Origin of the sequence: Clavibacter lycopersici (assembly GCF_003576405.1) — a bacterium.
Taxonomy (GTDB): Bacteria; Actinomycetota; Actinomycetes; order Actinomycetales; family Microbacteriaceae; genus Clavibacter; species Clavibacter lycopersici.
The window spans coordinates 1-1,346 of record NZ_QWGT01000397.1 but is presented as its reverse complement, the minus strand read 5'-3'; the positions used below and the strand labels follow the sequence as shown (position 1 = coordinate 1,346).

The window sequence follows — 1,346 nt, the reverse complement described above, 5'->3', positions numbered from 1 at the left end:
CGATGCGGCGGAGAGCGCCGACGCGGCCGCGACGATCGGCGCCGCGGCGACGGCGGCCTCGACCGGCGCGGTGTCGGCGTGCGGCGTGCGCGGGCGGTGCGAGGGATCCCTCGTTCCGGTGGGGGTCAGCGTTGTCGTCATGGTTCCTGGCGTCTCTGGGCGTCGATCGTCTCCGCCCTCCCGCTCATCTTGCATGGTGCTCCCGCGGCAGGACGCCTCCGGGGTCCCGGGAGGTGGCAGGTGCTTCGGCGCGGCCCCGCCGGAGAGCGGGTCTTCGCTCCGCGGATGTCCGCTGAGCGAAACCGCGTCCCCCGGCGGCTTGCGGCGAGCGGCTGCCGTCGCTCTCGGCGGGCGCCCTGCGCGTGCACCGGGCACGCACCGGATCCGCACGGTCCGGCCGCCTAGGCTCGGGGGCGCGGTCGACTCCCGCATCCCTTCCGCACCGCACCCGCATCCCCGAGAGGCGCCGCATGACGAGCGACCGGTCCCTGGCCTTCATCCTGCTGCGCTCGTGCCTGGTGATGGTCGCCCTCGGCGTGGTCGTCGTGCAGACCGGCGGCGGACTGGGGGTCGTGGGCGTCGTGGCGTTCGTCCTCGCGGCGGGCCTCGGCGGCGGCGCGACCTTCTACTGGCGGCGGCACCTCGCCGCGAAGCGGGACGACCCCTTCCGCTGACGCGCGATCCCGGTCCCGGCGCCGCGCGTCACACCGGGTCGGCGACCGTCGACGTGAGGGTCGACGACCCGTCCGGGCGGCGGCGGACCTCGATCCGGTCGGCGACGCGCTGCTTCAGCTCCTCGACGTGGCTGACGATCCCGACCGTGCGGCCGTCGGAGGAGAGCCGCCCGAGCTCGGACATGACGGCGTCGAGGGTCTCCGGATCCAGCGTGCCGAAGCCCTCGTCGACGAAGAGCGTGCCGAGCTGCAGCCCGCCCGCCTCGGCCTGCACGACGTCGGCGAGGCCGAGCGCGAGGGCGAGCGACGCGTAGAACGTCTCGCCGCCGGAGAAGCTCGCGGGCTCGCGCACGCGGTCGACGACGTGGTCGCGGATCTGCAGGGCCAGCCCCGTCTTCCGCGACCGGCTCGTCGCCTCCCGCTCTTCGCTCACCTCCAGCTCGTAGCGGCCGCTCGACATGATCCGGAGGCGCGCGTTCGCGGCCTGCACCACGTCCTCGAAGCGGCGCAGCAGCACGTAGGTGCCGAGCGTCGTGCCGCGGGTGTTCTCGGGGGTGATGGCGTTCGCGACCTCGGCCATGCGGATCGCGGCGCGCGCCTGGTCGCCCGCGCGCTCGCTCTCGCGGCGGGCGGCGTCGTGCCGGGCGAGGGCGGCTGCGCTGCGGTCTGCCC

The 1,346-nt window shown here is 75.5% G+C and carries 2 protein-coding genes; one reads left to right on the top strand and one right to left on the bottom strand.

The window, feature by feature from the left end:
* Positions 1-470: 470 nt before the first annotated feature.
* On the top strand, positions 471-674 hold the full coding sequence (locus tag DZG00_RS15465; protein WP_119383327.1) for a hypothetical protein: 204 nt from the start codon (positions 471-473) through the stop codon (positions 672-674).
* A gap of 28 nt (positions 675-702) precedes the next feature.
* Here the strand turns inward: DZG00_RS15465 and DZG00_RS15460 are convergent.
* The coding region (locus DZG00_RS15460; protein ID WP_304650943.1) for an SbcC/MukB-like Walker B domain-containing protein at positions 703-1,346 on the bottom strand (644 nt) is incomplete at its 5' end.

Coding starts and splice junctions, on each gene's coding strand:
- DZG00_RS15465 (WP_119383327.1), top strand. CDS start 471: ATGACGAGCGACCGGTCCCTGGCCTTCATCCTGCTGCGCTCGTGCCTG.